Source organism: Paenibacillus sp. FSL H7-0690 (assembly GCF_037980415.1).
Taxonomy (GTDB): domain Bacteria; phylum Bacillota; class Bacilli; order Paenibacillales; family Paenibacillaceae; genus Paenibacillus_AQ; species Paenibacillus_AQ odorifer.
This window is the reverse complement of sequence record NZ_CP150281.1, coordinates 3129511-3151872: the sequence shown is the minus strand read 5'-3', so window position 1 is coordinate 3151872 and position 22362 is coordinate 3129511. Positions and strand designations below refer to the sequence as shown.

The following is a 22362-nucleotide window of genomic DNA, read 5'->3' as shown; positions in this document are numbered from 1 at the left end:
GAGCTGCTCCTCTTCGTACAATAATAGATATGAAATGCTATTTCTCAGTTACAACTGCTCTATCAATCTTGATGTTATAAGCTTGACTAGCCAACTCGATCCGTTCGCCTTGGAATTCATCGTACAGCGTGATCCGGTAGGTTCCTCCTGACAAATTCTTATACATATTATTGCTAAAGCTTGCTGTATACGAGTTGTTGGTCCCTTCAAGAATATCGGTGCCAATGTTCAAGCTTCGTTCCTGAGATAGACCATATGGATCCGTCATTTTGAGGACCAGCTTATGCGTGAAGGTTCCCATATCATAGCTGCTGTCACGAAGAAGATTGTAATTCATAACTATATTTATAGAGTCACTGCCTTGTAGTGAGCGCCCTTCCGAACTTAGAACGGACATGGTATACGGATAAATAGCCACCCTCGTCAAGTTCTTCTCTGGTGGTGTGATGACCGGATTTAATGACAGTGAAGCCATATTAATAAATCCAGTGGATTCCTGACCGGGTTCCGTCAGTTTATTCCCAGTAATCCCTGGCCCAAGGAACAGACTTACATCAGAAGCATTAACAGCCTTGGGAACCTTCGCCCAGAAGGTGATTAATTGCTTACCGCCTGGAGTAGCAGACGTATCCGGCTGATTGGCTGTAGCTTCGAATAGCTGACCATCTCCCGTTTTGTAATAAGCTTGGAGGCGAGCCATTTTGCTTTGTCTTTTCTCTTCACTGCTCAGAAGCAGCTCTGTGTATACGAGATTGGAGTTAAGTCCTTCATAAATAATGGTTTTGTTCTCTTGCACTTTTGCGTTCTTGCCTTTACCAGAGATAACATAACTTCCTCCAGTTTCAATAGAAGCTACAGCGTTCATCATGCTGTTCGTAGTAACTGACAGGAACGAGCTTTTCTCTTCTTTTACCATAGAATAAAGATTTAATTTTAATTTATCGAACTCTTGTGTATAAGGAATTTTGGCAAACACATAGATTTCAGCGTTTTTACCGGGCCCAATCGTTGAAGTTTCCTTATCCATAAACAATTCCGTTGAAGATGACATGTCCTCATTGTCTACCTGAACAGCTCCCTTTAATTCCGGCAGAGACAAGGCAACCGATTGGGTATTCGTAATATTTAATCTGGCAACAACGATATCATCGTCTTTCCATGGAAAACGCTGCAAGGAAACTAAACTATAAGTAAACGTCCCATATTCATTTGTTGCTCTATATTCCATACCTTTCTGTATCTCAGGACGCAAGGTATAGGAGATCGTAAAGTAAGCAACCGGAACCGTTAGTTTAGCTGTGTTACTCGTAGCGACATTGGTTCCACCAGTGCTTCCAGTTGCTGCACCTTCTCCAGTAGTTCCCGTTTCACTATTATCTGGAGCAGAAACAGCCTCAATCATCTGCAATTGCAGTGAATTCTGTTCTACCTCAAGGGGTACCTGTGCGGTAAGCGGGATGATTTTTTCCTCCAGCGGTTTTATGGTTAATCCGCTCAAGCCCTTAGAATTGATCGGAAAGGTTGTCCCCGTTGAGGATTTGACAGCAAGCTCATAAGAAGGTAACGTAACGGCTGTCTTTCCTGTATTCTTCACTCGCAGCTGAAAAGTCCAGAATCCCTTATTGTTCTCTGCGTATACGGTTGCGTTATTTAATTGGGTTTCAACCGTATTGTTATTGATGGTAATTTTCTTGATTACACCTTTGCCAACTACCAGATTTGGTGTAGTAGCCGCAGGCAGCTTGTACGAGGATTTGGCAATCTCCAGCTTCAGCGCCTCATCCTTTTGGGTGAATTGCAGTTTCATATTCTCCGTCTTCATATACGAAGGAATTTCTGTAAGATAATAAATGGTTTTTTTCTCTTGGGGCTGAATTTTATAACTAAGCTGAGAACGGTCAAGGGCTAATTCATACGAGCTTCCCCCTGCCGAGACCAAATATGCTGCGTAACCAGGATCACTTAATACTTTGCTGCCTTTATTGGTCAAGCTTATGCCCACCTTGGCATAAACCTTTCCGCTGTATTTGTAGAGCTCCAAGGATTCACTTTTAGCAATAACCGGAATGTCATTCATTGTAGTGCTTACATTTTTTCCGTTTACAGCGGTTGGCGAATAGTTGGCGGGTATATTAAAAGTTCCTACTTGCTTGAGATACCCCTTGGTTTTGGAATCCCAAACGTACATTGGAATCTTGATACCTTTTAACGAATTTACCTGGCCGACATTAACATAATATGTAACGCGCAAGCTTTCGTTAGAACCCACTTTTTTCTTAGTAGCGTCCGCACTTAGTGGATTCCCTGGAATAACAGAGCCGCCAGAGGTCATAACTCTCGAAAAATAATACAGTAGGCTAGCACTTTTGCTGCTTCCATTCGAATAGTTAATTGTATAAGTTAAAATATTGCCTCCAGGCTGTGACCAAATATTCACATCTTCCAGTGTAGCTTTGATATTAGCTCCTAAAGAAACGGAACCCAGATTACTAGGAGCTGTTACAGTTGCAGCAGCTACCGCCGATTTTGGCTGAACAGAACTAACTGCAGCAGCCGAAGCGGTATGCCCTGTCAACTGGCTTATGACAAAGGTGCTTAAGAGTAAAACAACATATGTACTGCTATGCTTTCTCATTGACTTCCCTCCACGAGTATTTTACTAGAATTATTATAGTGGTTAGCACAGATCCAATTGTATCCATGTTGTAACTCTTACAGGTCTTTTGTAACCTATTTGTTCCAATTTGCATATATTCTGAAAATGATTCTATAATTTCAGTTGATTTTTCAAAGCTGCAATATCAGAAGCAGCAGGCTCGTCTTCTCCGTATCTAACTTTTTCATATATTTCAATCAATTGATCTGCTGCTAAAGAATCATCATCACCCTTACGTTTATGCTTGCTACGATCTCCCCATAGCAAAACATCCCTTTTTGTTTCCTGCGGCGTAAGATAACTTTTCATTTCATAACCGTTATCGCGCTTTATATTAAGCCACCGCCGATAAAGCCAACGGACACGTTCCTGCTCGCCATTCATCTGATCCCAGCGATCCTTACGATGTTTTGAAGGAAGACGAGAGCTCCAGAAATTTTTTAACCCTCGAACGGTTTGTTCCCAAGTAAAGACGCTTTTCTCCTCGTCAAGATATGCTGTATTATTCTTAGGGGTATGTTCCCTACGTAACATCGATAACAATGCATCTATGACTTTCCGCCACTTTTCTCCAGCATTTCTGTACAACCAGCGAAGTGCATAATAGGCTACAAATCCCAATAATACCGCCGCCAAAATATAAAACCCGTATTCTAGTATAATAGCTAGCCAGCCACGCTTTTGCTCGCCAACTGGTGGTAACATCGGAGTTGCTGGCGGCAATTCTGCTGGCGGAGGCTCTGGTTCTTTTGTGCCAGAAAATAACTGATTAATAAAATTGAAAAATGAGCGTAAGAGTCTCCATACCAATGATCCTATAGCTTTACCGACACCTGCCGCTAGTACAGCTGCAATAACTCCAATTACAATGACATATATACGATTATTCCGTTGTATCCCTTTGGGCAGCGTTTCATTCTCTTCAGTAAGTGCGCTGTATCGTATATAGCTGCTATTAGAAATAAGTAAAGTCAGTATTAAATACAGACTGCCACACCAGGTCAATAACGGCACACTTGGCTCCAATTCAGGAACTCTATGAAACGCTATAGTTGCCACAAAATAGATTATTATACCTATCCAAAACATTCTGAATCTATTATTTCTAGAGTCTACCGTCATCCCTAAGAATGTACATATAATTCCAGCTACACCTAAGGGAAGGCTTTCGATGGATAAACTCCCTGAAGCCACACCTAATAATGCCCCGAGGATTAAGGCGGCAAGTAATTGCTTCCATCTTACATTGCAAAAATTGCGCAAAAGAATGCCTGCTAAAGCTAGTATAGGCAGCGCAATCAACCATATTTGTTCATCTTGTTGGGGCAACAAATAAATCTGAAATAGAACCCAAACCGGTAGAAATAGCAACAATTCAATAATAGACCACAACCAGAGTTTCACTGTTTCCCTTACATAGCCAGACAACGTAAGCTTCATGCGCTCTCTCTCCCTTGTTCCGGAATATCCAGCCATTCCACACCATTGCCTTGCTGCATTAGGAGATCCGTCGCCTTTTGCAATTCTGCTCCCCTATGGCAGCTTATGATTAGAAAGTCTGTGTCACTAATTCCACTCTCAACCTGCAATTCCAATAGTCGACTCATAGGAAGTGTTCTATCCAGCTTCAGCCTTGCCAGGAGCTCTAACATATCTTCGAGCTGAGCCATCGGCTCTGCTTCAATTGGATCTCTTTCGCCAGCATCGTCCAATCTGCCATTACAGATTAATCCGGTCTCAATTCCATGCTGCATTGCGTATTCAGCTATAGTCGCTGCATATCTTATTCCTTGCTCGATTCGTTCCACATCAGTCACCGTTCTCCACATGGAATCACTGTCCTCTATATTCAGACAGATGACGAGCCGGGAATCAGCCGTGTAATCTTTTTTATGAACCTGCATAACACCAGTACGTGCTGTAGCCTTCCAGTTTACCAATCCCATAGAATCTCCTGAGCTATATTCACGAATGCCAGCAGTCAGAAAAGGGTCTTCAACGATCCATCTTTTCACAGGAAGCTCACCCAGCCAGCTATGAATGGGCAATGGAAGCTCGTCTAGATTCAGCAGAACGGGATAGATCAACAACTCTAACTCGAGTGGATATGTTTTGTTTTTTCGAGTCAAACCAAATGGATCTCCCGTTGTCATAGTCACGGATTCTAAACGATATAAACCACGACGCTCACATGTCACTTGATGCCGTCTTTTAATATGACGATAAGATTTTAAATAGAATAAACTAATATGATTCTGAGAGATTTCTCCTGTACTAATCCCAAGATTATCCTGACTTCCAAATTCCAGACCTCTCGCAATACTAGACTCCAATCGGAGCCACGGCAAAGGAAGAAGCTTCGCATTAATGATCTCCTCGATCATCTCAATACGTTCTCCTTCATAAGCAGTCTTACTTGAAAAATAACGAGAATAACTAAGCGCTTTCAGACCATTCCGTTTATAAATGTCAGCAAGAAGTAACACCAACGCCACTGTAATGAAAATGAACCAAGGCAAAGCCATAGGTCATTCCACCTTTCCGCCTCTTAAGGACGTCACGGGTTCAGCAGGCACCTCAACTTCACGAAGCACTTGCAATACAATATCCGCGGCTTGTCCCTCTCTTGAGCCTAATCCCCGATGAAGCAGCAGACGATGTGCAAGCACGGAAACAGCCACGGCTTTGATATCATCCGGTGTTACATAGGATCTGCCTTGAATAAGTGCATATCCCTGAGCTGATCTAAGCAACGCGCCACTGGCACGTGGACTCGCACCCAGTTTTACTGCCGTAGATTTGCGTGTAGCTTCCGTTATCCGTACGATATAACCTAATAAATCATCACTGATACTTACCGATGCGGCTAAACGCTGTGCGGCTTGAATATCTTGTGCCGTTGCTACAGGAAAAGACTCTTCGAGCGGATTATTCTCACGAAAACGCTGCAAAATATGTATCCCTTCATCAAAGGTAGGATAACCCGTAGTAATCCGCATCAAAAATCGATCTAATTGAGCCTCAGGCAGTGGGAAGGTCCCTTGGTTGTCTATCGGATTCTGAGTAGCAATGACAAGAAACGGTGCTTCTAATCCGTGCGTTACCCCATCGATAGTAATTTGCCGTTCCTCCATACACTCCAGTAGGCTGGATTGGGTTCTAGGTGTTGCACGATTAATTTCGTCAGCCAGCAGTATATTAGCAAATACCGGACCTGGTCTGAACTGAAACTCTCCCGTCTTCTGATTGTAATAGTTGATCCCGCTTAAATCGGAAGGCAATAAATCCGGCGTAAATTGTATGCGCTTAAATGAACAATCCAATGATTTGGCAAGAACCTTTGCCAGCAAGGTTTTACCCGTACCAGGTACATCTTCCAGCAAGACATGTCCATTCGCAAGTAATGCGGTCAGCAGCAGGTCTACTCCCTCCTCTTTTCCTACAATGACTTTGGCAAGATTGGCCCTAATAGATTTGATAAGTTCAGTTACTTCTTGAAGATTCATGTGAATACACCATCCAATCTGAGGATAATTATGTAATAAGTGCTTTAATCATAACAGAAAGCGTACCCGATTTATAATTCACAAAAAAAGCACTGTCCGTAATTAGACAGCACCCGTCTTCCATTCGATTTTCATTTCGCAGTCTTATGCCGATATCGAAAAAAGGCTACAATCCCATAATAGATGGGTATGCTTTCAACGATTAGCCAAATGATCACAATGGCAAAGCTTTTGTAGTGTTCGTAATATCTGCCGACGTCGCGTGAATATAAGTATGCTATTGTCACTGAAGCCAGTGTTAAAAGGGGAACGTAAAATTTTTTACTATTAGTATTAAACAAACTTGCTACACATTTTGAAGCTACATAGATAAGGAAAGCGCTGTGAATAAACATCGAAGACGACCATATTCCAATCAAAAGCGGGTCAGTATTACCTAATAAATTATCTTCTTTTGAACTACGCACCATCTCAAGAAAAGGATATTGGAGTTGCTGGCCTAAATGTGGACCAAAACTCATCATTGTCAATAACCATCCTATTAAGACCGTAATTGAAACATAGAACTGCGCAAATACTAATCTTTTCATCATTTTCGCTTCAATTTTTAAATCAGGTGCAATGAACAAAAGCACAATCCATTCTCCAAACCATGACATGACCACAATAGAATCTTTCAGGGCGATTCCAGGATCATGATAATGAAAGAAAGCAGGTACCATATTAAAGTCCGCGTTTGGAAGGAATAAATTAAATAATATGATCACGGTAATAAAGAAAATAATAAATAATCCATCGGCCATATATGTAATTGTTGCAAATCCTAGACTTGCCGTGTACATGATTACGAGACCAACGACACACTGGATAAATAGAGGTGGAGTTCCTCTTAAATAATTCGAGCCGAAAAATAGTACGAAATTCTCTATATCGAAAGAAACATAATAAACACACCAGCATAGTAGGAGCAGAATCATAAATTTATGTGGCCATTTGCCAATGATCTCTTTTCCAAAGTGAACCCAAGCTTGATTAGGTCGCAGCTTACCAACATAGATTGTAAACCACAATAATATCAATCCTAATAAGGAGCCAACGATTAATGCAATCCAGCCTTGATAAGAGGAAGTAGCAATAATAGCTGGTATCAAAAAAATGGTGGTTTGTGAGCTAAAAAAAATGGTGATAAACCGGAACAGCTGCCACTTTGTTGTACGCATAACTTCTCCTTCCTCAGTTCTTTATTTTGCTGTCCCAAAATCCACAATCCGAAAGTCCGTCTTCACCTTAATATCTGCCTCATGAGCGTAGTAATTATCCCAACGTTCTCTTAATTGCTTCCAAAGTTTCGGATCATTCCATTCCAGCAACATGCCGAGCTGTAGAACATCCGCACCTGCTTGCTGGGATAAACGTATAGCTTCGGTCAGATTAGCAGTTACTTTATCGCTTAGTTTCTCTGTAATGATATTACTGATCTCCTCTAGATTTCTTTTCTTAGGATCCCTTAAATAAATCACACTAGCTTTTCCCTTTAATTTCACTGTAAAAACTGGACCCTTATCCGTTATTTTTACTTTTTTCGAAGATTTGGTGCTAACAAATACAACACTTGCTGCACTTTCTCCACCATCCCAGGTAACAGAATAAACCGACAGCTTAAGCTTGCCTGCGGCCCATGCCAATGCCCTCCCCTCTTTAAGCTTTAGTATTCCCTTCATTTTCTCATTCTGAAACAACATAGCTCCTTGAATGCCTGCCCAATATTGTGGTTTGCCTTCTTTTGTAGTTTCTTCTTTTTTGCCAAATGAAAGATTATTTATAGCAAATCCAACGCCCGAAGCCTCAGCGAATATGCAGTCCTTAATTGTAGTCGAAAACATGTATTTTTCTGTTCCAAAGCTCCTCAGTACATCAGAAGGCAATTGTTCATAGATAGGTGTTAATGTATTCATCTCTTTTGCACTGCCGGGACTAGCCATGACATAGGTTCCAAGGGGGAGACTTGGCTCTCTTCTAATCCATAATAGGAGTTCACCAATCCCTTGTTCTGCATAAGCTTTCCCTAAGACAATTATTTTCAATTGGGAAAGACTAAGTTGACGTGTCAGATCTTTCTGAACTAGTAACATGGCGTCTGCGATCGTATCTGCGGTCTTAGAAACTGTAGAATAACTATTCCCATCACCGCCACCACTTGAGGGCTGGCTTCCCGAGTTGAGACGATTGGGCAAAGGAGAGTTAATCGTAATTTCAACGGTGCCTGCTTCTTTGCCTACATCTATAAATAAGCCGTACACAAAGGTTAATTCGTCCAGTTCCACCTTTGAAGACCAACAGCCTGTTAAATTTAGGAGTAGAAGTATAACAACTCCTATCTTTAGAGTTCTCATTTTTGATTCTGTCTCCTTAGATTCCTGTTGCTATAAAGTTTGCTGCGTTTCTTCATATAGTTAGAGGGAAAGCGAGATAATGTGTCCTTCCAATCTTCTAACACCAAAGGGGCAACGGGTTGTAAATACGGTGAGCCTAACGGTCTAAGATTAGCTAAATGTCCGTAAATCAAAAAAGCTGTAATATATACCCCGAGCAATCCCATTGTTCCCCCCATAATCAATAAAGGGAAACGAAGTAAGCGAAAAGTCAGACCGAGCTCATAATGGGGAATAATGTAGGTGGCAATTCCGGTAATGGAAACAACAATAACCATTGGAGCGGATACAATTCCCGCTTGTACCGCAGCCTGACCGATGACTATACCCCCAATAATAGAAACGGTCTGGCCCACAGGCTTTGGTATTCGGGTTCCAGCTTCTCTAAGGGCTTCGAAGGTAAGCTCCATAATCAAAGCCTCAGTCAATGCTGAGAAAGGAATGTTCTCTCTGGCAGATGCTATCGTAATTAACAGGTTTGAGGGAATGATCTGAGGATGAAAGGTTGTAATCGCAACATAAAGCGATGGAAGAATCATCGATAGGATGGAGAACACAAATCGAACCATTCGAATCCAGCTTGCGGCATAGAAGCTTTGATAATAATCCTCAGAGGATTGTAGCATTGTAAAAAAAGAGGTAGGTGCAATCATTGCAGTGGGTGTGCCATCCTGTAATATTCCGATCCGGCCTTCCATTAAAGAAGCTGCCACCGAGTCGGGACGTTCTGTATATTGAAATACCGGAAATGGTGTCAAGTTCCCCTTCCGTAATTGTTCCGATATATAACTAATGCCCAATATGCCATCAATATCTATTTCATTTAGTTGCTTTTCAATTTCAGTAAGAACTTCTTTTTTATAAAGTCCTTCAATATATACAACATACACATCAGTTTTTGTATATTTACCAATCGTATAATGAATAGTCTTTAGATCCGGATGTTTAATTTTGTGTCGGAGCAGGGACAGATTTGTTTCAATATCTTCAATAAATGCTTCTTGTGGTCCAATCACCACAAGTTCATTTTGTGATTCCGTAACCGATCTTTTCTGATATTGCGTGATCTCAAAATAATAAACATAAGGAAGCTCTTCAAAATAAAGCACTACTTTTCCAGCGACAATCAAATCCACAGCCTTGTTTATGTCAAACTCCTTAAGATACGGGATGGGAAAAACAGCTCCTCGATCCAGTCGTTCTAAAAAATCCGGCCATTTGTGCTCTGAATTTGCTTCATTTTTTAGCGGCAATGCAATATCTTTATGAAGACTCAGGGAATTTACGATGAATGGGATATAGATCAAGTCACAGGAATGCCCATGAAGGCGAATGTTTTGAAAAACTGCATCACTAGATCCTTCCAGTTGTTCTTTTATTGTTTCAATAATTCCAGACATCTGCAGACTACCTCCAAAATTGTGACTTGTTAATCTGGCTTAGTTTGCCAACGTGATGGAAGGTTTATACTTAAAACAAACCAAATAGGCACAAATCCGGTATAGTACCGGACTCATGCCCATCAAAATATCGAATAAAATGACCTATCTAATCCTACAGAGTCAATTAAATAAGGAGCTCATACCCCTAGCTTTCAAATCACGGAAAAGTTGCACCAATATTAGTTCCGCTAGGTGTTCCAGTTCCGATTAGATCGCTACCCCCAGTTAATTTGAGGAAACTGCCCAGACTAAAAGAACCATCTGCATTTCGCACCACTGAAGGTGTAAGACTTACAAAATCAGCGGCACTGGCCACCAAACCCTTGGCATTGGTACTTGCATTACTTTTCCACCACACATTAGTACTTAGAATATCGGTTCCACTTGTTTTGTCACTCGATCCTCCAGCAAAAGACAAGTTGTTCGTAAATTGGTGAGTACCGGCATCAAAAGCAAAGTTACTCTGTCCGTTACTCCAAGAAGTATTATTTGTTAACTGAATGGAACCTGGATTACTATTGTAAGTGAATCCGTGTTTTTTATTTTGAAACGCTATGCTATTCAGCACAATGTGGTTTACTGCAATTTTTTCACCACCTAGTTTGAATCCATTCCCATCACTGTTTGCCGTTGAATTTCCATCTGAGGTCTGTCCGTTCTTATAGGAGATACTATTCTTGATCGTCACCACTCCGATGGGGCCTGTTTCTGATTTACTGTAAAGATCCCAGCCGTCATCTGTATTCCATGCAGCTATACATTTATCGAATACGTTACCAGGACCTATGGTCAGCTTAGCAGCAAAACCATCAGCGTCTTCCCCGTTATCCGGATCATAATTATCATGAGAATACACTCCAATGATCTGATTATAGCTCGGCCATTGACTCATGCTGGTCAGTGATGAAGCATAACGGCTGATTTGCAGTCCCGAATCCCGATTATGGTGGGTTTCAACATTCTCAATAATGTTATAGTTCCCGCCAATAAAGATCCCATTGTCTCCTGAGCCTCTTATCTCTAATCCTTTTACCTTCCAGTAGTTACCGTATATCTGCAAACCACGTTGAGCTGGGTCAAATGGCTGAGCGTAAAAATCCAATATAGGCTTCTCAGTCCCATATGCAGTGATGTTCTTTCGTAAGTTAGAGCTTCCGCTATTATCTTGTCCAACAATTATTGTTGAAGAATACGTGTAAACCCCTCCACGCATATAGATGGTTTCCCCGGGGGCTACCTTCGTAATCGCTGAGGCCAGTGTGGTTGGACTACCAATTGTTCCTGCGTTGCTGTCCAGACCATTTGGAGCTACATAAATAGAGCCTGCAACTGGTGTTGCTGTTGGTGTGACGGTTGGAGCTACTGTCGCAGTGGGGGTTGCGCTTGCTGTTGGAGTAGCCGTAGGAGCTACCGTTGGTGCAATTGTTGGAGCTATAGTAGGCGTTGGTGTCGGAGTGCCCGTGGTGATATCGGAGACATTGATATTGTCGAACTTCGCTGCTGTCTTATAAGCTACAAGTCCTATACCTCCTGCTGTCAAAATGTTATCGTGTGCATTTAGCTGTAAAACATCATTAACATACATTTTAAGCGAATCTCCACTAAGCTCTAGCCTAACTGTATAGGCAGTCCCTGTAGTTATAGGAAAATCAGTTTTACTAGCCAGTGTTGAACTTGAACCATTCACTTTTTTTCGTATTTCAAGCGTCCCACCATTACTGTTAGACAGAGATGCAGCATAATAGTTATTTCCGTCAACATAGCGCCCGCACACATAAGTTCGATTAGTCCCATTGAAATCATCAATCTTCACATCAGCTTGAACGCTGTAATCTGTCCACGTGTTGCTACCGGAGAACGAACGTCCTTCGTTTTGACTGGATTGGTAATACACATGATTGCCACCTTCTTCAACTACAGACCAAGTTCCTGTTGTACTCATCCAATTGTCGGCACTTCCATTCTCAAAATCATTACTGAAGATATTTGCTGCCTGAGCGGTAGGGTTACTCCATGCCAAATTACCTAGAACCAGTGAAGTTGTAAGCGCAACCATAATTCCGAATGAAAATCTTCCTTTTAGTTTCACGTGAACATCTTCCTCCTTGTTTTCTGATGTAAATAAAAAGCGAAGGCATTCCTCCAATCTTGTGTCATCTATAACTCCAGCCTAATCTCAACTATAATTAATATTTCGAAGTTGTACAGCTACTTTATGCCCATATTATTACATTTATTTAAATTAATATAAAAAACACCCTCGATCTTACTCGAGAGTGCCTTTATCTTTACCCTTAGCTTTGAATTAACGGTTTCAAAACCTTCAGTGAAGCCTGCAATTGCTCCGAACATTGTTCATACATTTTTTTAGCTTTTTCGTTATCTGTTGATAAACTGAACATCTCTAAATCAGCTTCACACTTTTTCAGCAAAGCATATAATTGAGGCTTATCCTGCGGCTGTGGGACTTTAAAGTTATCTGCATACAAATCGACAGTCAGCTCACCATAAGAATCAACTTGTCCAAGAAAAACATTCTCAACCGTAAAACCCATTTTCTCAAGGGCTCCATCCAGCCAGCTTCGCGTCAGGTTTAGGGTGTCTAATGGTTTGTCGAGCACTTTACCATCCATAATGACAACTTGCGACTCTTTCTCCGGGGCAACCTTTATACCCAATTGCTTAGGGGTTACCGGCTGATATTCACTCTTGAGTAAAACATTTATGGCTCCATCAGATTCCATAATCGCAAATTCCACTTCCGATATATTGAAAACGTCTTTTTTGCGTAATTCCTCCAGCAGTTCATCTGTGGTTAAACGTTCTTTTTTCATATGATCTTCGAGTATTTTTCCGTCCTTAATTAGTACGGTGGACTTGAAATCAATAAAGTCTCTTGCTTTTTTACTCTTCATCTGAAGGTATTCGATCCCTAAAGAACAAGCCACCCATACAATCAGTGCAATGAGCCCTAAATGCCATAACTTATCCGTATCCAAAGAAATGTAAGCGGCTAAGCTGCCGACGGTTATCCCCGTTATATACTCGAAGAACGAGAGCTGCGATACTTGTCTCTTTCCCAGTAATTTTGTTAAAAAGAAAAGTACAACCACAGCAAAGAGCGTTCGAACTACAACCTCTAACCACTCCGGCATTACAATTACCCTCCTTTTGAATCAAAACTTGTTTACTAACACTCATTATTTGTCAATAAAGGCGCATTCAATCCGGAATTTCACTACTTATTTATGGAAAATCATCTATTACTAGAAGTATGAATTTTTTTCCTGCATAACGCTAGAAGCATTTGAGGACAATAGCATTCGTCATGCTAATAATCCAACACAGAGGAGAGAAACTCAATGACAGTAGCCTCACAAGTTAAAACATGTTTATCTTCTTTAAAAGGTGCTCAAGCCAGTCTTGAACAATTTGCACTAGAAACACAAAACGAGAGTGCAAAAACCTTGTTCACGAACGCAGCCGAGCAAACACAACAAATCGTAACTCAAGTAGAGAACCGGGTAACCGAATTGGAGTCCGAAGAGCCTCAATATAAAGGATTTTAATTAAAATTAAAGGGGTCTTAGGCTAGAAAAACTAGCTTTAAGACCCCTTTTCATCATGTACAACATTCGAACGAATGCCACGCTTGCCCTTATTAGCAGGAATTAGTATCTGAACAGAAGTGCCAATTCCAACACGGCTAAAAATGGTTACGCCGTACTCAGATCCATATTGCAGTTTAATCCGCTGATCTACATTACGGACCCCATAACCTGTATTCGTGTGGCCCTTTGGATCAAAAATTTGATCAATACGTTCCTGTCTCATGCCGATTCCATCATCAATGATGCGGAATAGAATATCATTGCCCTCTTTACGCCCAACAATGCGTAAATGAATGTGATCACCACACCAGGCGTGCTTCAGCACGTTCTCGATAAAGGGTTGTAGAATCAGTTTTATAGTCTCATAAGGCCAGATTTCTGTATCAAAATCAAACATAACTTCCAGACGATCACCGTATTTAATTTTCTGAATTTCTAAATAAGCGTTTGCCTGCTCAATTTCAGTCGGGACCGGAATCATGGTTCGTCCTTCATTAAGCGTCAGGCGATAAAACTTCGCTAATTCCAGCACCATCTGCTGCAGCTTCTCATTTTGACCAAACTTGGCTAATTGAATAATAGATGACAACGTATTATATAGAAAATGAGGATTGATTTGTGATTGCAGAATTTCAAGCTCTGCTTCCTTCTTCTGGAGCTGCGTCAAATATACCTCTTTAATCAACATATCGATATTTTCGCCCATATCATTTAATGCGGTTGCAATCTGAGAGAATTCATCCTTGCCTCGATAGGAAATACGCTTGTGAAGATCACCTTCCCGATAGGCATTCAGCACGTACACGAACTTATTAATCCGAATTGAAAAATATCGGGATATAAATATGCCGACAAAACTAAAAACTACACAACAGATGAGACACATCAAAATAATAAACAGTCGTACCTTCACTGCATCCTGTTCAAGAATCGTAATTGGAACTAGCGCGTTTAATTGCCAAGCTTGGTTAGAAACTGTAACTGTTTCACTAATCGTCAGGTAATCCTTATTAAGTTCGGCTTCGTTGGAATAGTGCTCTGGTAGTTCTCCCGATTGGTACATCGTTCTTCCGAACTCGTTTTTTAAAATTAGAATACTTCCTTTTCCTATCTTCGTATAATTCACACTATTGAACAGATCTGGAATGCCTACATTAATCCGCAGGAAGCCAATCTCCTTAGGTACAAGAGGATCATATGTATCTATTAATCTACGTAGCAACGAGATACGATTATTTTCTACATCGCGCTCAATCTGCCACCATTTCATAGTCTCCGCATATTTCTCGGTTGGAAAATCATAATACCAGGATTTCCCTTCAATCCGGTTCATATGGTAAAGATGATAGAAGCTACTATTATCCAGATAGCCCTCTAGTGAATTCGAATAGATCTCAGGAATGGATTCATTCTTTAAAAATAGCGACATCCCAATCCTCATACCCGTTGATTGAATAGCTACGTCCAGCTTTGGAAGTACCTTCATAGACATCCGGTCATAATTCTCCCAGCCTTCTTCATAGCTTCGCAGATTCCGATAGAAATCATAATCACTATATAATTGCGTGGATATCCGGGTAACTTCCCCCATTTTATAATCAATATTATCGCGAATTTGCAACAACGTACCTTTAATATTCGAACTTGTATGCTCGCGTAATGAATCATTGTACATAGAGTGAGAGACAAAACCTATCACAGATACTGGGATAATAATGAAAAAAATATACGTCAGCATTAATTTATACCCTATCGGCACATACTTATGTTTACTTCTTGGTTGTTTCATGCAACATCATCCCCCATCACTTCTCCCGCTTACGATATTCCATAGGTGTCATACCATAGGCTTCTTTGAATTGTCTGCTGAAGTAAGGAAGATAACGGTAACCTACCTGGCTCGCGATTTCATAGATTTTACACTTCGGATCTTTCAAAAGCTTGCCGGCTTGTTCCATTCGCAGCTGAATGAGTACTTCGCTGAACGTTTTCCCAGTTTCCTCTTTAAATAGATATCCCAAATAGTTGGGTGAGAAAGAGAACTGCTGTGCAATATCCTTTAACGTAAAATTCTCGCTCATCTTATCCTTCATCATTTGCATAATTTCTCTAATCAGTTTATTGTTCACTGACTCTGTTTTACTGCGTAGATACTCGGATATTTCAAACGTTTTGAGTACAAGCCAAGAGCGTATATCACTGATCGTATCGAATTGAAGCAAAATATCTAAACTATGTAACTCCATACCTAAGATTTCAAATAAATCCTCACTAACCTCTTTCAACTGCTGATCCAGCTTCCATATAATATACATGGCTAGATTATGAATCGTGAATTTAGATCTTAAACTACTCACGGATTTAAACAGCTTATCGATCTCGTCATAAATAAGGACTAACTCATATTCTTTCATCGCTTTAAAAAGTGTATCCATACGGGCATCCAACGTACGGGCATCAATCATTCCAGGTTCGCTGCTAACCGTTTCATACATAATTAGTTTGCCCTTGCCGAGAAACATCTTTCCGTCAACGGCTTCCATAGCTTGCCGATAGGAGGTGTGGACCTGGTCCATAGCAAATGTAGGCTTCCCTACCCCTACGGTCATAGTGACAGGAAATTTTGTGCGAATTGACTCATAAATTTCTTCAATAAACTTCTCCATCTCCTGTTCGTTAATCAACAACGCGATTCGATAAGAAGATACCTTATAGCAATGTGGCATACCGTGCTTCTGAGCAATAGTATTCACTTCATACAGAAAGTCCTTGGACATTAGATGTTTAGTTAGATTATCCTGTTCTTGCAACCAGTTGAAATAATCCAGCTCCAAAACCGCCACACGTATAGGCCATTCCAGCTTATCCAGACCGTAGGACTTCATAAGCTTTAACATTCCAGCTTGAGTGTCCCCCTCCCATTCCCCTTCAAATAAGCGGATCAACAAATCATTCTTGGCCATAGGAATCATATGCTGATAAGCTTCTTCAACGTCACGCCGTTTACTTTCATCATCTAAATCCTGCTTTACTTTCTGTAGTGCAGCAATAAGTTCCTTGTCATCCATTGGCTTAAGGACATAGCTATATGCTTTTAGTGAAAGCGCCTGTTTCACATAGCTGAAATCCTGGTAACCGCTTACAAAAATCACACGTATATCGTTTTTTTTCTCTATGGCAATCCGAGCCAGCTCTAGACCCGACATATTCGGCATATTCACATCACTAACAATAATATCAATAACATGCTGTTCTAAAATATCGCATGCCGTAAACGCGTTATTCGCTGCCTCCACGACCTGCATACCCAGTTCATTCCAAGGAATGAATTGTCTCATGCCTTCAAGATCAAGCATCTCATCGTCTACTAATAATACGTTGTACATCAACACAATCCCCCTTTGAAATGTTTTAATCCAACCAGCTGAATTCTACTAACCAATCTTTTTCAGTATACCATTCATTCTCTTCCCTAACAGCTGATAAAACAATGAGTACAAGAAATGGGACGTAAAAACGAAGGCTTGCTAAATAGCAAACCTTCGTATTACAAATTATTATTTACCTAAAGCTTTCTTATTTTCTGTCCATACTTTTGTTACATAATCAAGGAATTTCTCATAGCCAACCTTGATAGAATCTTCATGTGCTTTATCAAGAATTGCTAATGCTTCTGCATCAGTCTTCGCATACATCGATTTTGCTCTTGCTGTTAACCAGATATCTCTGACACTTTGTCTGATAATCCCTTCTTCACTGTCTGGAGCCGGATCCCAATTCAGGAACTCCGTAAAGTCACCTTGCGAAGCCCAAGTTACTTCCATCTGCCAACGGTTACTAAAGTCAATCTTGTCAGCTGGAAGGGTTTGCAACATCATTTTCTTTGTATTATCCAAGAAAACAGTATTACCTACCCATACCAAGTCACCGGCTTTTCCGTTAATTTCGGACAGAGCTTCTGGCTCATTCAGATATTTATCTTTATTAAATTTAGGAGTAAGTCCATCTGCTTCAAATCCATCCCAATAACCTTCTGGTCCTGGAGGACCCCAGTTAAGAACCATAGAACCTTCTGGTCCTGTCATCCAGTCAAGCATAGCGAATACAGCCTCTGGATTTTTAGCGTTTTTAGTGATTGTAGCAACGTTCCAACCTAACTGATTATACGTTCCTGGAGTAATCTTACTTTGATCCAAACCAGCTTTGTAAATCGGTTTAATAAACATATATCCAGCTTCCGGATCCGTCTTCTTCATCTCTTCATCAGCAGTGGCGAGCAATTTCATTGGATCAAAAGTCGCAATAACAGCAAACTTGCCATTCATCGCTTTCTCTCTAATTTGATCTTCTGTTTGAGTATTCGCATCCTGCGTCATTAGCTTCTCACGCATTAATTTAGCAGCAAATACAACTGACTCACGGAATCCTTCATCCTTGTATATCGAACCCATTTTGTCGCCATCAGGTACGGCGTATATTCTAGTATACGACAGATTACTCTCTTTAAAAGAGGAGAATAACTGGTCAATTCCGTTACCATCTCTCGCTAAACCCGTCTCGAACGGAATAACGTCAGGGAACTTCGCCTTAACAGCATTTAAATAAGCATACAAATCATCTGTCGTTTCTAGCTTAGGAGAACCAAGCTCTTTGTAAATCTTTTTATTAATAGCATAACCGGCATTTCCGTTTGGCTGAGTTGTATAATAATTCGGCAGCTGATAGATCTTCCCATCAGGGGACCGAAGCAATTCCAAATGTCCAGCTGTTAAGTATTTCTTAAAGTTTGGATATTTATCAATATATTCATCCAAAGGAACTAGCATATCCGCTTGGCGAAGACGTTCTACGTCAGCACCTTTCTCGGTCCACACAATATCCGGCAGCTCGTTACCAACGATCATCGTTTGCAGCTTTTGAGCGTTATTACCACCAGAGCTAATTCCTGTGACATTGATCTTCAGATTATCTAAAATCCATTTAGAAGCAGCATCTTTGCCCCATTTCGGCATTTGATACCAGCCGTAATTTCCGTAGAATGAGACTTCAAGCGGTTCTTTCCCTAATTCATACAAATCAGCCGCAGGTGCTTCAGTTGCTGTGTTGACCGCTGTTCCTCCTTCTTTCTCTGGTTCAGCAGTTGCCGCCGGAGCGCTTGAATTGTTGCCACCACAACCCGCCACCAAAGTCGTTAATAGCAAGGTAGACATCATACCGAGAAGCATCTTTCTCTTAGTCTTCAATGTATTTTCCCCTTTCAATTTGTAATCTATGTTCAAAGCAATACGCTCTAAACCCATTCTCATTCTATCATCCTACTCTTTCAATGATCCGACCAAGACCCCTTTAACGAAGAATCTTTGTAGGAATGGATACACACATACAATCGGAATGGTTGCAACCATGATCGTAGCCATCGTTAATGACTTCGAGGTTATTTTCTTTGCCGAGTTAATATGAGCAATGGAGCTTGCATCTACATTAGACAGCTGTTCTGAAGCAATATTAGAGAACAATATCTGTCTTAAGATGGTCTGAATCGGCATTAACTCCTCTTTCGTAATGTAAATACTCGCTACGAACCACTCATTCCAGTGATTTACTGCTGTGAACAAAGATAATGTTGCTATAACTGGTCCCGACAAAGGAAGTACGATGCGGACAAAAGTCCCCCAATATCCGCAACCGTCAATCTTTGCTGACTCCTCTAAACCTTGTGGAAGGCCTTGAAAGAAGGTCCGGAATATGATCATATTCCATACGCTGACCAGTGCAGGAATTATAAACACCCAAAATGAGTTGAAGAGACCTAAACTTCTGATAAGCATGTAAGACGGAATGAGTCCCCCACCGAAATACATAGTAATGATACACATAATCATGTAGTATTTGCGACCCATCAGTTCACGCTTCGACATTCCATAAGCGAATATCGAAGTGGCCAGTATCGCTGTTACTGTACCGATTACTGTCCGCAATGTAGCAATGACGAATCCACCCATTAGACGAGAATCTTCAAAAACGATCTTATAATTCTCAAGCGTGAACTCACGGACCCAGAAAGTAACTCCACCTTTCGAAGTATCCATCCCCTCATTAAAGGAAATAACAAGTGAGTTCCAAAATGGATAAAAAGCGGAAAATGCCAGTAAGGTCAAAAATACATATATGAATCCTATAAATATTCGATCTCCTATATTAATACGTTTCATAGTTTGGTCCCCCTATATTGAGTAATTCATTACCACAAGCTGTTCCCTGCTCTTCTGGCAATGAAGTTGGCAAAGGTAAGTAATGTCACGCTGATCACGGCCTTGAACAATCCGATAGCAGTCGCATAGGAGTACCTGAAATTGTCTATACCGACACGTACAACATATACATCAACTGAATCTGACACTTCTCGCAGAGCTGGATTGGAAGCTAGGATCAAAATATCTTCGAATCCTGCATTCACCAGATTACCGATTGCCAAAATCATAAAGATGATTACAACTGGCATAATTGAAGGCAACGTTATCAAATATATCTGTTTAAACCGACTTGCACCATCCATCGAAGCCGCTTCGTATAAATGCGGGTCAATACCAGCAATGGCAGCTAAGTACACGATTGAAGCAAATCCAATTTCTTTCCATACATTGGTTGTAACTAAAATGCCCCAGAAATATTCTGTCATGGAAAGGAAGTTGATCGGTTCATCAATGAATTTCAATTTCTCAAGCAGCATATTTATACTGCCGTTATCTACGGATAACATCGAGGTAACCATTGAGCCGATAACTACCCAAGATAAGAAGTGAGGCAAGTAAGTAACGGTCTGAATCACCCGTTTAAAGAACATCTTACGGACTTCGTTCAGCATTAACGCCAAAATAATCGGTGCAGGAAACCCAAAACAAAACTTCAGTAAGCTGATAATGATTGTATTTTTCATAACCACTTCAAATTCAGGAGCATTAAAGAAGTAAATAAAGTGCTTTAAGCCAACCCAGTCACTGCTAATAAAGCTATTCCCTAACTTGTAATCCTGGAATGCAATTAGAATCCCGTACATGGGGATATAGGCAAAAATAAAAACTAGAACAAGTGCTGGTAATACCATAAGCTGTAGATCTATTTGCTTAAAAAAGCGTCTGATCCCGCTAGTTCGTTGCTTGTTGAGATTCGGTCCGGATCTCTTGTCTGGTGCGACGCTTGCGTTCGCCATAGGTGAATCCTCCTTGTGATGATTTTGAAGATATGTACAGATAATTGATGTCCTTTCTCCCTCCGCTATAGTTGCAACATTTATAAAATAATCATAAGGTTTAAGCGCTTTCAAAAATATATGACAAAACAACTATTATTGATACTTTGACACTCTCTTGCATTAGCTCTTCTCATATTCCTTAAGCTTGAATAAAAAAAGACACATACAGAGATAACATCTGCATGTGTCTTTGACTTTCTCCTTAATTAGCAAGAGTCCTCAGTATTTCTTCATTTATCTTTTCAGTAATTACTCTTTGGATCTTTCCATCATCTAGATAAACAATAGAAGGAACTGAATCTATTCCTAGCTTGGCAGCAAGTCCGGGTGACTTATATACATCTACCTTTGTGACCCTGACATCCGAATGGGATTGCTCAAATCCCTCAATTAGAGGCAATAACTCCCGACAGGAAGGATCTGTGGCATTCCATAAATAAACAACAGATGCTTTGCCTTGATTCAGAATTTGATGCTCATACACCTCACATTCAGATATATACTTCTCTGCACCATACCCTGCAATGGCACCATCGCCAACAGCGGTAGCAACTTGTTTTAGAAATTTATCGCACACATCTCCTGCTGCAAAGACCCCAGGTATATTCGTTTCCATTTTCTCATTAATAAGTACATATCCATTACGATTTAGATCTACTACCCCTGATAAAATTTCTGTGTTAGGGGTGTATCCAATAAATAAAAAACATGAATCGACCTTTACGTTTTGCAGTTCATTAGATTTTAAATTTTTCAGGACGACGGAATTCAAACGTTCCTCACCTTCGAAAGAACTTACCACCGTATTCCACATGAATTCCATTTTAGGGTTTTCTAGTGCCTGCGTTTTGGCAATTTCATTACAATCCATTTTCCCATGATCATGCATGACAGATACGATCACTTTATCTGCAAACTTAGTCAGAAACATCCCTTCCTCAATAGCTGCATCACCACTGCCAACGACCATAACTGTTTTCCCCGTATTTGCCGCAGCGTCACAGGTTGCACAAAAGGAAATTCCTTTATCATATAAGAACATATCTTCATTAGCTGCACCTGTAATTCTTGGTTTTCCTCCACTGGCTATGATAATGACTTTACATTCATATCGAACCCGAAAGGTTTCCACTACTTTAATCCCTTCCGCTGCCGAGACAGATTTGACATCTGTCATTTTGAAATCCACACCAAATTTTTTGGCTTGTTTATGAAATAATCCCATAAGATCTGTTCCGGTCGTTCCTTCAGGAAAACCAGGATAATTTTCTATTTCATTAGTATAAGTCGCAAGACCGCCTACCAGCGATTTTTCCAAAAGAAGTGTCTTCAATTTTGCTCGTCCACAATAGATCCCTGCTGTTAATCCAGCAGCCCCGCCACCGATAATGACGACATCATACTGTTCTGTCTTCTTTTCCATTTCAATTGACCCTCCTGTGTAGACTATGATTTCAATAAAA

The 22362-nt window shown here is 40.6% G+C and carries 16 protein-coding genes; 1 reads left to right on the top strand and 15 read right to left on the bottom strand.

Features of this window, described 5'->3' with window-relative positions; genetic code table 11:
• Positions 1-37: 37 nt before the first annotated feature.
• The 9 genes from MHI32_RS13960 to MHI32_RS13920 all read right to left on the bottom strand — a co-directional run bounded on the left by MHI32_RS13960 (position 38) and on the right by MHI32_RS13920 (position 13191).
• Positions 38-2635 (bottom strand): hypothetical protein, encoded by a 2598-nt coding sequence (locus tag MHI32_RS13960; RefSeq protein WP_340012546.1) that lies wholly within the window; start codon positions 2633-2635, stop codon positions 38-40.
• Between the two features lie 132 nt (positions 2636-2767).
• Positions 2768-4096: a hypothetical protein gene (locus MHI32_RS13955; protein ID WP_340012545.1), complete on the bottom strand. Its 1329-nt coding sequence runs from the start codon at positions 4094-4096 to the stop codon at positions 2768-2770.
• Entirely contained in the window at positions 4093-5181 is a 1089-nt protein-coding gene (locus MHI32_RS13950) for a DUF58 domain-containing protein (protein ID WP_076129323.1), read from the bottom strand. Before MHI32_RS13950 ends, MHI32_RS13955 begins: the two co-directional genes overlap by 4 nt.
• Before the next feature lie 3 nt (positions 5182-5184).
• Positions 5185-6162, bottom strand: a complete 978-nt coding sequence (locus MHI32_RS13945) for a MoxR family ATPase (protein WP_076217909.1) — start codon at positions 6160-6162, stop codon at positions 5185-5187.
• A 131-nt stretch (positions 6163-6293) separates the two neighbouring features.
• Entirely contained in the window at positions 6294-7382 is a 1089-nt protein-coding gene (locus MHI32_RS13940; RefSeq protein ID WP_076185951.1) for a GerAB/ArcD/ProY family transporter, read from the bottom strand.
• Between the two features lie 21 nt (positions 7383-7403).
• Complete coding sequence (locus MHI32_RS13935) at positions 7404-8555, bottom strand: Ger(x)C family spore germination protein (RefSeq protein WP_076301985.1); 1152 nt, start codon at positions 8553-8555, stop codon at positions 7404-7406.
• Positions 8552-9994, bottom strand: a complete 1443-nt coding sequence (locus MHI32_RS13930; protein WP_340012544.1) for a spore germination protein — start codon at positions 9992-9994, stop codon at positions 8552-8554. The genes MHI32_RS13935 and MHI32_RS13930 overlap by 4 nt, the downstream gene beginning before the upstream one ends.
• 199 nt (positions 9995-10193) lie before the next feature.
• Entirely contained in the window at positions 10194-11471 is a 1278-nt protein-coding gene (locus tag MHI32_RS13925; RefSeq protein ID WP_340012735.1) for a right-handed parallel beta-helix repeat-containing protein, read from the bottom strand.
• 859 nt (positions 11472-12330) lie between these two features.
• The gene (locus tag MHI32_RS13920) at positions 12331-13191 is read right to left on the bottom strand and encodes a DUF421 domain-containing protein (RefSeq protein ID WP_076129318.1); all 861 of its coding nucleotides are present in this window, start codon (positions 13189-13191) and stop codon (positions 12331-12333) included.
• A 207-nt stretch (positions 13192-13398) separates the two neighbouring features.
• Here MHI32_RS13920 and MHI32_RS13915 point away from each other — a divergent pair, with 207 nt between their 5' ends.
• On the top strand, positions 13399-13605 hold the full coding sequence (locus tag MHI32_RS13915) for a DUF1657 domain-containing protein (protein WP_036678243.1): 207 nt from the start codon (positions 13399-13401) through the stop codon (positions 13603-13605).
• A gap of 37 nt (positions 13606-13642) precedes the next feature.
• Here the strand turns inward: MHI32_RS13915 and MHI32_RS13910 are convergent, their stop codons facing one another.
• The 6 genes from MHI32_RS13910 to MHI32_RS13885 all read right to left on the bottom strand — a co-directional run bounded on the left by MHI32_RS13910 (position 13643) and on the right by MHI32_RS13885 (position 22322).
• On the bottom strand, positions 13643-15436 hold the full coding sequence (locus MHI32_RS13910; protein ID WP_076185958.1) for a sensor histidine kinase: 1794 nt from the start codon (positions 15434-15436) through the stop codon (positions 13643-13645).
• A 16-nt stretch (positions 15437-15452) separates the two neighbouring features.
• A complete protein-coding gene (locus MHI32_RS13905; protein ID WP_076185961.1) occupies positions 15453-17033 on the bottom strand; it encodes a response regulator in 1581 nt (526 codons plus the stop codon).
• A gap of 171 nt (positions 17034-17204) precedes the next feature.
• Entirely contained in the window at positions 17205-18890 is a 1686-nt protein-coding gene (locus MHI32_RS13900; RefSeq protein WP_175617374.1) for an extracellular solute-binding protein, read from the bottom strand.
• A 72-nt stretch (positions 18891-18962) separates the two neighbouring features.
• Positions 18963-19859: a carbohydrate ABC transporter permease gene (locus MHI32_RS13895; RefSeq protein WP_036678249.1), complete on the bottom strand. Its 897-nt coding sequence runs from the start codon at positions 19857-19859 to the stop codon at positions 18963-18965.
• A 29-nt stretch (positions 19860-19888) separates the two neighbouring features.
• Positions 19889-20857: an ABC transporter permease subunit gene (locus MHI32_RS13890; protein ID WP_076129315.1), complete on the bottom strand. Its 969-nt coding sequence runs from the start codon at positions 20855-20857 to the stop codon at positions 19889-19891.
• A gap of 244 nt (positions 20858-21101) precedes the next feature.
• The gene (locus tag MHI32_RS13885; protein ID WP_340012542.1) at positions 21102-22322 is read right to left on the bottom strand and encodes an FAD-dependent oxidoreductase; all 1221 of its coding nucleotides are present in this window, start codon (positions 22320-22322) and stop codon (positions 21102-21104) included.
• Between the last annotated feature and the right edge of the window lie 40 nt (positions 22323-22362).

Bases quoted from the DNA above. Each gene is read 5' to 3' on its own strand.
- MHI32_RS13960 (WP_340012546.1), bottom strand. From the start codon at position 2,635: ATGAGAAAGCATAGCAGTACATATGTTGTTTTACTCTTAAGCACCTTT.
- MHI32_RS13955 (WP_340012545.1), bottom strand. From the start codon at position 4,096: ATGAAGCTTACGTTGTCTGGCTATGTAAGGGAAACAGTGAAACTCTGG.
- MHI32_RS13950 (WP_076129323.1), bottom strand. From the start codon at position 5,181: ATGGCTTTGCCTTGGTTCATTTTCATTACAGTGGCGTTGGTGTTACTT.
- MHI32_RS13945 (WP_076217909.1), bottom strand. From the start codon at position 6,162: ATGAATCTTCAAGAAGTAACTGAACTTATCAAATCTATTAGGGCCAAT.
- MHI32_RS13940 (WP_076185951.1), bottom strand. From the start codon at position 7,382: ATGCGTACAACAAAGTGGCAGCTGTTCCGGTTTATCACCATTTTTTTT.
- MHI32_RS13935 (WP_076301985.1), bottom strand. From the start codon at position 8,555: ATGAGAACTCTAAAGATAGGAGTTGTTATACTTCTACTCCTAAATTTA.
- MHI32_RS13930 (WP_340012544.1), bottom strand. From the start codon at position 9,994: ATGTCTGGAATTATTGAAACAATAAAAGAACAACTGGAAGGATCTAGT.
- MHI32_RS13920 (WP_076129318.1), bottom strand. From the start codon at position 13,191: ATGCCGGAGTGGTTAGAGGTTGTAGTTCGAACGCTCTTTGCTGTGGTT.
- MHI32_RS13915 (WP_036678243.1), top strand. From the start codon at position 13,399: ATGACAGTAGCCTCACAAGTTAAAACATGTTTATCTTCTTTAAAAGGT.
- MHI32_RS13910 (WP_076185958.1), bottom strand. From the start codon at position 15,436: ATGAAACAACCAAGAAGTAAACATAAGTATGTGCCGATAGGGTATAAA.
- MHI32_RS13905 (WP_076185961.1), bottom strand. From the start codon at position 17,033: ATGTACAACGTATTATTAGTAGACGATGAGATGCTTGATCTTGAAGGC.
- MHI32_RS13895 (WP_036678249.1), bottom strand. From the start codon at position 19,859: ATGAAACGTATTAATATAGGAGATCGAATATTTATAGGATTCATATAT.
- MHI32_RS13890 (WP_076129315.1), bottom strand. From the start codon at position 20,857: ATGGCGAACGCAAGCGTCGCACCAGACAAGAGATCCGGACCGAATCTC.
- MHI32_RS13885 (WP_340012542.1), bottom strand. From the start codon at position 22,322: ATGGAAAAGAAGACAGAACAGTATGATGTCGTCATTATCGGTGGCGGG.